Origin of the sequence: Streptomyces sp. NPDC059787 (assembly GCF_042732315.1) — a bacterium.
GTDB lineage: Bacteria > Actinomycetota > Actinomycetes > Streptomycetales > Streptomycetaceae > Streptomyces > Streptomyces atrovirens.
Genome location: NZ_JBHWHX010000097.1, coordinates 1 through 7,345 on the forward strand (window position 1 = coordinate 1; position 7,345 = coordinate 7,345).

At 72.6% G+C, this 7,345-nt stretch carries 10 protein-coding genes; 4 read left to right on the forward strand and 6 right to left on the reverse strand.

All coding sequences use genetic code 11. The features are described from left to right. Window positions 1-83: 83 nt before the first annotated feature. Both ACFV5H_RS37505 and ACFV5H_RS37510 read right to left on the reverse strand, forming a co-directional pair. Complete coding sequence (locus ACFV5H_RS37505) at window positions 84-782, reverse strand: SDR family oxidoreductase (protein WP_385052509.1); 699 nt, start codon at window positions 780-782, stop codon at window positions 84-86. An 18-nt stretch (window positions 783-800) separates the two neighbouring features. Further along, entirely contained in the window at window positions 801-1,340 is a 540-nt protein-coding gene (locus ACFV5H_RS37510) for a TIGR00730 family Rossman fold protein (RefSeq protein ID WP_385052511.1), read from the reverse strand. A gap of 99 nt (window positions 1,341-1,439) precedes the next feature. Between ACFV5H_RS37510 and ACFV5H_RS37515 the strand changes: the two genes are divergently transcribed. Together ACFV5H_RS37515 and ACFV5H_RS37520 are read left to right on the forward strand one after the other, a co-directional pair. Then, a complete protein-coding gene (locus ACFV5H_RS37515; RefSeq protein WP_385052514.1) occupies window positions 1,440-1,763 on the forward strand; it encodes a DUF427 domain-containing protein in 324 nt (107 codons plus the stop codon). Between the two features lie 80 nt (window positions 1,764-1,843). Continuing rightward, entirely contained in the window at window positions 1,844-2,623 is a 780-nt protein-coding gene (locus ACFV5H_RS37520; protein ID WP_385052517.1) for an alpha/beta fold hydrolase, read from the forward strand. 28 nt (window positions 2,624-2,651) lie between these two features. Here the strand turns inward: ACFV5H_RS37520 and mnmA are convergent, their stop codons facing one another. Continuing rightward, on the reverse strand, window positions 2,652-3,782 hold the full coding sequence (gene mnmA / locus ACFV5H_RS37525; protein ID WP_385052520.1) for a tRNA 2-thiouridine(34) synthase MnmA: 1,131 nt from the start codon (window positions 3,780-3,782) through the stop codon (window positions 2,652-2,654). A 60-nt stretch (window positions 3,783-3,842) separates the two neighbouring features. Here mnmA and ACFV5H_RS37530 point away from each other — a divergent pair, with 60 nt between their 5' ends. Then, window positions 3,843-4,532 (forward strand): N-acetylmuramoyl-L-alanine amidase, encoded by a 690-nt coding sequence (locus ACFV5H_RS37530; protein ID WP_385199163.1) that lies wholly within the window; start codon window positions 3,843-3,845, stop codon window positions 4,530-4,532. 194 nt (window positions 4,533-4,726) lie between these two features. Here ACFV5H_RS37530 and ACFV5H_RS37535 read toward each other — a convergent pair whose 3' ends face one another. From ACFV5H_RS37535 to ACFV5H_RS37545, 3 genes are all read right to left on the reverse strand, one after another. Next, window positions 4,727-5,896 carry a cysteine desulfurase family protein gene (locus ACFV5H_RS37535; protein WP_385052526.1) on the reverse strand — a complete coding sequence of 390 codons (1,170 nt, stop codon included), beginning with the start codon at window positions 5,894-5,896 and terminating at the stop codon, window positions 4,727-4,729. Between the two features lie 69 nt (window positions 5,897-5,965). Beyond that, window positions 5,966-6,232, reverse strand: a complete 267-nt coding sequence (locus tag ACFV5H_RS37540) for a DUF4190 domain-containing protein (RefSeq protein WP_385052528.1) — start codon at window positions 6,230-6,232, stop codon at window positions 5,966-5,968. Window positions 6,233-6,284: 52 nt separating this feature from the next. After that, window positions 6,285-6,452, reverse strand: coding sequence for a hypothetical protein (locus tag ACFV5H_RS37545; RefSeq protein ID WP_385052531.1), 168 nt, complete (start codon window positions 6,450-6,452; stop codon window positions 6,285-6,287). A 113-nt stretch (window positions 6,453-6,565) separates the two neighbouring features. On the opposite strand from ACFV5H_RS37545, the gene ACFV5H_RS37550 reads away from it, so the two are divergent. Then, window positions 6,566-7,207 (forward strand): TetR family transcriptional regulator, encoded by a 642-nt coding sequence (locus ACFV5H_RS37550; protein WP_385052533.1) that lies wholly within the window; start codon window positions 6,566-6,568, stop codon window positions 7,205-7,207. The last annotated feature ends 138 nt before the right edge of the window (window positions 7,208-7,345 follow it).

The following is a 7,345-nucleotide window of genomic DNA, read 5'->3' on the forward strand; positions in this document are numbered from 1 at the left end:
TTCGCCCCCGCCGCCCCTACCCGTCCCATCCCGGGGGCGCTGCCCCCGGACCCCCGCTCCTCAAACGCCGGAGGGGCTGGAAATCACCGTCCCGGTCTCACCGTCAGGTCGTTGATCTCCGCGTCGGCCGGGAGGTCCAGGGCCGTCACGATCGTCGTGGCGACCGACTCGGGGTCGATCCACCGCGCGGGGTCGTACTCCTTGCCCTCCTGCTGGTGGACCTTGGCCTGCATGGGGCTGGCCGTGCGGCCGGGGTAGACCGAGGTGACGCGTACCCCGTTGCCGTGCTCCTCGTGGCGCAGGGAGTCGGCGAGGGCCTTGAGGCCGTGCTTGGAGGCCGCGTAGGCGGACCAGTCGGCGTGGGCGCTCAGACCGGCGCCGGAGTTGACGAAGATCACGTGGCCCCGGCTCGCGCGGAGCTGGGGCAGGAAGTGGCGGGTCAGCTCGGCGGGGGCGATCAGGTTGACGTTGAGCTGGTGGCGCCAGGTCTTCGGAGTCAGCTCGCCGACCGGGCCGAGGTCGACCACGCCGGCGATGTGCAGGAGGGAGTCCACCCGGTCCGGGAGCGACTGGTGGGAGAAGGCCCAGGAGAGCTTGTCGGGGTCCGCCAGGTCGCCGACGAGGGTGCGGGCGCCGGGGAACTCCGCCACAAGTTCCTTCGCCCGGCCCGCGTCGCGCGCGTGCAGTACGAGTTCGTCCCCGCGCGCGTGCAGACGGCGGGCGACGGCCGCGCCGATGCCGGAGCCGGCTCCGGTGATCACATGTGTAGCCATGCCCGCCATGCTCGCATCATCGCGCGGTCACTCCACGCCCAGGCTCTCCTCCAGGTACGCCAGCGCGCCCACCGGCTCCTCGGCGAAGAACACCAGGTCGGTGAGCGGGCGGGGCAGGAAGCCCTCGTCCTCCATACGGCGGAACTGCTCCTTGAGGCCGTCGTAGAAGCCCGCGGTGTTGAGCAGGACCACCGGCTTCTCGGTGTGCCCGTGCTTCTTCAGCTCCAGGATCTCGGTCGCCTCGTCGAGGGTGCCGGTGCCGCCGACCATGATGACCACCGCGTCGGCCTTCTCCAGCAGCAGCCGCTTGCGCTCGGCGAGGTCACGCGCGATCACCATCTCGTCGACGCCGTCGCGCGCCTTCGCCGCGAGGAACTCCACGGAGACGCCGCAGAGCCGGCCGCCCGCCTCGTGCACCCCGTCGGCGACGACCTTCATCAGACCGGTGTCCGAACCGCCCCACACCAGCGTGTGCCCGCCCTTGCCGAGCAGCCGCCCGAACTCCCGCGCGGGGCGTGTGTAGCGTTCGTCGAGGTCGGCGGCGGAGAGAAAGACACAGATGTTCACGGACCCACAGTACGGGTTCTCCTGCGGACCCTTCACGGGAAGAAGTCCGCATCGGCGTGCGCTGTACTCGCAGAGTCGGCTACCCGAGGAGGGACGATCGTGACCACAGGCCACCGCATCACCATCGAGGCCAGTGACCGGCACGTGCGCGTGGTGCGCGGCGGGCAGGTGCTGGCGGAGAGCGACGGGGCGCTGCTGCTGAAGGAGACGGGCTGTCCGGACCGGTACTACATCCCGCCGGCGGACGTACGGCTCGATCTGCTGACGCCGTCCGGGACGCACACGCGCTGCCCCTTCAAGGGCACCGCGTCCTACTGGTCTCTGCCGGACGCGGCGGACCTGGTCTGGGCGTACCCGGAGCCGAAGCCGGACGTCGCGCAGATCAAGGACCACCTCTGCTTCTACGAGGTCGAAGTCGGCTGATCACGTAAACGGGTTGTGATGGGTGAACGCGCCGCCCGCCTCACCGAAGAATGCCGCCCCGTGCGGCAGTCTGGCGTGACATGGACAAGAACATCTCTTCGCGTGACGGCACCTCCCTGGCGTACGAGAGCGCCGGGCGGGGTGCCACGATCGTTCTCGTCAGCGGCGCGATGTCGACGGGTGCCACGGCGGCGCCGCTGGCGGCTCTCCTGTCGGAGCGGTTCCAGGTGGTCGTGTACGACCGCCGGGGTCGGGGCGTGAGCGGGGACACAGCGCCGTACGCGGTGGAACGCGAGATCGAGGACCTGGCGGCGCTGATCGAGGCGGTGGGCGGCGAGGCCGCGCTGCACGGCGTCTCCTCGGGCGGCGCGCTGGCGCTCAGGGCGGCGGCGAGCGGACTTCCGGTGCACCACGTCTCCGTGTACGAGACGCCGTACGCGATGTCCGAAGAGGATCTCGGGGAGCGGGCTCGGTACACCGAGCGGTTGACGGCGGCGCTCGCCGAGGGGCGGCGCGGGGACGCGGTGGAGCTTTTCCTGCGGCTGACCGGCCTCGGCGAGGACGTCGTCCGGGGCGCGCGGCAGTCACCGATGTGGGCCGGGATGGAGTCGATCGCGCCGAGCCTCGCGTACGACGACGCCGTGATGGGCGACGGGAGCGTCCCGCGCGGGCTGCTGGCGTCGATCCGCGTCCCGGTGCTGTCGATCGCGGGCGACGCGAGCCCGGCGTGGATGCGTGAGGCCGCGCGGGCGATCGCCGAGTCCGTCCCCCGGGGCACGTACCGCACCCTGGAGGGCCAGACCCACATGGTCGAACCGGACGTCCTGGCCCCGGTCCTGGCGGACTTCTTCACGCGGTGAGCGCCCCGCCGGGCCCGAAGGAGCGCCTTCAGGCCACGCCGGCCGTCGCCCGCACCGTCGACGCGATCGTCGCCGAGCCGACCACGCGGGTGCCGTCGTACAGGACGATCGCCTGGCCGGGGGCGACGCCGCGGACGGGTTCGGTGAAGCTCACCCGGAGTTCCCCGTCGACGAGTTCCGCCGTCACCCCGGTCTCGCCGCCGTGGGCGCGCAGTTGCGCCGTGTAGGTGCCGGGGCCGGACGGGGCGGCGCCGCACCAGCGGGGCTTGACGGCGGTGAGGGCGGTGACGTCGAGGGCCGCCGCGGGGCCGACGGTGACCGTGTTGGTCACCGGGGAGATGTCGAGGACGTAGCGGGGCTTGCCGTCGGGGGCGGGGGTGCCGATCCGCAGGCCCTTGCGCTGGCCGATGGTGAAGCCGTACGCGCCCTCGTGGGTGCCGACCCTGGTGCCGGACTCGTCGACGATGTCGCCCTCGGCCTTGCCGAGGCGGCCCGCGAGGAAGCCCTGGGTGTCGCCGTCGGCGATGAAGCAGATGTCGTGCGAGTCGGGCTTCTTGGCCACCGCGAGCCCCCTGCGCTCGGCCTCCGCGCGGATCTCCTCCTTGGTGGTGACCGTGTCACCGAGGGGGAACATCGCGTGGGCGAGCTGGCGGTCGTCGAGCACGCCGAGGACGTAGCTCTGGTCCTTGGCCATGTCGGAGGCGCGGTGCAGTTCGCGGGTGCCGTCCTCGCGCAGGACCACCTGGGCGTAGTGGCCGGTGCAGACCGCGTCGAAGCCGAGCGCCAGCGCCTTGTCCAGCAGGGCGGCGAACTTGATCTTCTCGTTGCAGCGCAGGCACGGGTTGGGGGTGCGGCCGGCCTCGTACTCGGCGACGAAGTCCTCGACGACGTCCTCGCGGAAGCGGTCGGCGAGGTCCCACACGTAGAACGGGATGCCGATGACGTCGGCGGCGCGGCGGGCGTCGCGCGAGTCCTCGATGGTGCAGCAGCCCCGCGCGCCGGTACGGAACGACTGCGGGTTCGCGGAGAGCGCGAGGTGGACGCCGGTCACGTCGTGGCCCGCTTCGGCCGCGCGGGCGGCGGCGACGGCGGAGTCGACTCCGCCGGACATGGCGGCCAGGACGCGGAGGGGGCGGGAGCGCTGCGAGGTCTCAGTCATAACCCCTCCAGGGTACGGGGGGACGGGAACCACGGCCGCCGGGTATCCGTTCACGATCACATGGGGGCACAGAAGGCATCCGAGGACGGGGACCGGCGCATCGGGCGGCGGGCCCTGATCGTGGGCGGGGTGGCGGCAGCGGCGGGCACCGCGGTGCTGGCGCGGGACGAGCTGGCGCGGCTGTGGTGGCGTATGCCGGGCGTCGAGAAGCCGCGCGAGCAGGGCGCGGTGGACTACGCGGGCGCCCGCTGGGTGGCGGCCTCGGACGCCAACTGGCGCCGCGCGGACCGGCCGGACGACTTCGGCGTCGACATGGTGATCGTCCATGTCACCCAGGGCAGCTTCGACAGCGCGGTGCAGGCGTTCCAGGACCCGGGGCACAAGGCGTCCACGCACTACATCGTCGGCCAGGACGGCCGTATCACCCAGATGATCCGCGAGCTGGACGTGGCCTACCACGCGGGCAACCGCGACTACAACGAGCGCAGCGTGGGCATCGAGCACGAGGGCTTCGTGGACCGCCCCGAGGACTTCACGGACGAGATGTACGAGGCGTCGGCCCGTCTCACGGCCCGAATATGCGCCCGCTACGACATCCCGGCCGACCGCGACCACATCATCGGCCACATCGAGGTCCCGGGCACGGACCACACCGACCCGGGCCCCCACTGGGACTGGGACCGCTACATGAAGCTGGTCCGCGCGGCCCGCACCACGCAGACGGAACCGGACACCAAGGCGCTCCCCTAGGGGCGCGGGGCCGTGCCGGCGAGCGGCTCCGCCGCGTGGCGCGAAGGGGGTCCGGGGGCGCGGCCCCCCAGGGACGGCCCTTCGGGGGCGCGGGGCCGTGCCGACATGCGGCTCCGCCGCGTGGCGCGAAGGGGGTCTGGGGGCGTAGCCCCCCGGGACGGGAAGGGAAGGGGCGGAGGGGGCGAAACCACCCCTCACGTCAGCCCGGCCGCCCGAGCCCGTTCCACCGCCGGTCCGATGGCCTTGGCCAACGCCTCCACGTCGGCCTCCGTGGAGGTATGGCCCAGGGAGAAACGCAGGGTCCCGCGGGCAAGATCGGGATCCACCCCGGTGGCCAGGAGGACGTGGCTGGGCTGGGCCACACCGGCGGTACAGGCGGATCCGGTGGAGCACTCGATGCCCTGCGCGTCCAGGAGAAGCAGCAGTGAGTCGCCCTCACAGCCGGGAAAGGTGAAGTGCGCATTGGCCGGAAGACGCCCCCCGGGCGCGGGATCACCGCCGAGGACGGCCTCCGGTACGGCCTCGCGGACCGCGGCGACCAGGTCGTCGCGCAGTTTGCCGATCTCGCGGGCGAACCACTCCTGCTGCTCGGCGGCGAGCCGTCCGGCGGTCGCGAAGGAGGCGACGGCGGGGACGTCGAGGGTGCCGGAGCGGACGTGGCGCTCCTGGCCGCCGCCGTGCAGTACGGGCACGGGGGTGTGCTCGCGGCCCAGGAGCAGTGCGCCGATGCCGTACGGGCCGCCGATCTTGTGGCCGGACACGGTCATCGCGGCGAGCCCCGACGCGGCGAAGTCCACCGGGACCTGGCCGAAGGCCTGGACCGCGTCGGAGTGCAGCGGCACGCCGAACTCGGCGGCGGTCTCGGCGAGTTCGCGGACCGGCAGGATCGTACCGATCTCGTTGTTGGCCCACATGACGGTGGCGAGGGCGACGTCGTCGGGGTCGCGGGCGATGGCCTCGCGCAGGGTGTCCGGGTGGACCCGGCCGTGGGGGTCGACCGGCAGGTACTCGACGGTGGCGCCCTCGTGCTCGCCGAGCCAGTGGACGGCGTCGAGGACGGCGTGGTGCTCGACGGGGCTGGCGAGGACCCGGGTGCGGGCCGGGTCCGCGGCGCGGCGGGACCAGTAGAGCCCCTTCACGGCGAGGTTGTCGGCCTCGGTTCCACCGGAGGTGAACACGATCTCGCTGGGCCGGGCGCCGAGGGCCTCGGCGAGGGTTTCGCGGGCCTCCTCGACGGTGCGCCGGGCGCGGCGGCCGGCCGCGTGGAGGGAGGAGGCGTTGCCGGTGACGCCCAGGTGCGCGGTGAGTGCCTCGACCGCCTCGGGAAGCATCGGGGTGGTCGCGGCGTGGTCGAGGTAAGCCATGGTGGGGCCGATTCTACGGGGCCCCGTGCAGCGGCCACGGATCGCGGTTGGCCGGGATGCGCCGCCCGCTCAGAAGCTCCACGAGATCGTGTTGTCCGCCTGGACGAACGCGGCGAGGACGAGGAGGTCGGCGACGCCGAGTCCGAGCCCCAGGAAGGCGCGGCCGCGCCGGGTCGTGCCCCGCCACAGCGCCACGGCCGCCAGCACGACGGCGGTCGGGCCGAGGACGACGTTGAGGACGAGCAGGCCCAGCAGGCCCAGGACGAAGGACGCGACGGCCATGCCGTCGGCGTCACGGAAACCGGTGCGTCGGGCGGCCGGTGCGGTCAGGTACATGATGATCGGCTCCCACGGTCGGAGGGACGGGGTTCGAACGGCCTGGTACGGGTCAGTGCGCCGAGCCGCGGTGTCCGCGGCCGTGGCGCTCGCGCAGGGCGAAGACGCCGAGCCATACGACGATGACGGCACCGGCGGCGAGAGAGAAGGAGAGCGGGGCGTGGACGACGGCGCCCAGGACGACGCCCAGCAGGAGGAGCGTGGCGACGAGGAACAGCATGGATGGATCCCCCAGGTTCGGTGAACGGTTGTGGTTACAGTTGTTCACTGAGTTCCCAGGTTAGCGCGGGCCATGGCTTTCCAATGACGGAGAACAGTTGTTGACTGCATGGCATGAGTCACACCCTCGGCGTCCGGCAGGCCCAGAAGCAGAAGACACGGCGGGCGCTGCTCGACGCGGCGCTGGAGCTGCTGGAGGAGCAGAGTCTGAGCAGTCTGGGGCTGCGTGAGGTCACCCGTGCGGTGGGGGTGGCGCCGACCGCCTTCTACCGGCACTTCCGGTCCATCGAGGATCTGGGGGTGGCGCTGGTCGAGGAGGCGCTGGGCAGTCTGCACCCGATGATCCGGACGATCGTGACCACGACCGGGGACGGTGAGGAACGTATCGCGCGGGCCGTCGAGTTGATCGCGGGGCATGTCGACGCGCATCCGGCGCATGTGCGGTTCATCGCCCGGGAGCGGCACGGTGGGGTGCAGGTGGTGCGGGCGGCGATACGGGATCAGCTGGCGCTGTTCGCCGTGGAGGTGGGAGAGGCGCTGGCGGAGGATCCGGTGTCCGCGGGGTGGGGGGAGGAGGATCTGGTGATGCTGGCTCAGCTGTACGTGGATCAGATGCTGGGGACCGCGTCGCTGTTTCTGGAGGCGCCGGCGGGTGGGGCGGGGGCGCGGGAGCGGGTGTTCCGGACGGCGGTGCGCCGGATGCGGTTGATCGGGATCGGGCGTGCGCACTGGCTGGACGGCGGGGTGGGTGGGTGAGGGTGAGGGTTTTTTCGCCCCCGCCACCCCTACCCGTCCCATCCCGGGGGGGGGGGGGGCCCGCCCCCCCCCCCCCCCCCCCCCGGGGGCGGGGGGTGTAGAGCGGGGGCCGCGCGGGGGGGGGGGGGGGGGGGCCAC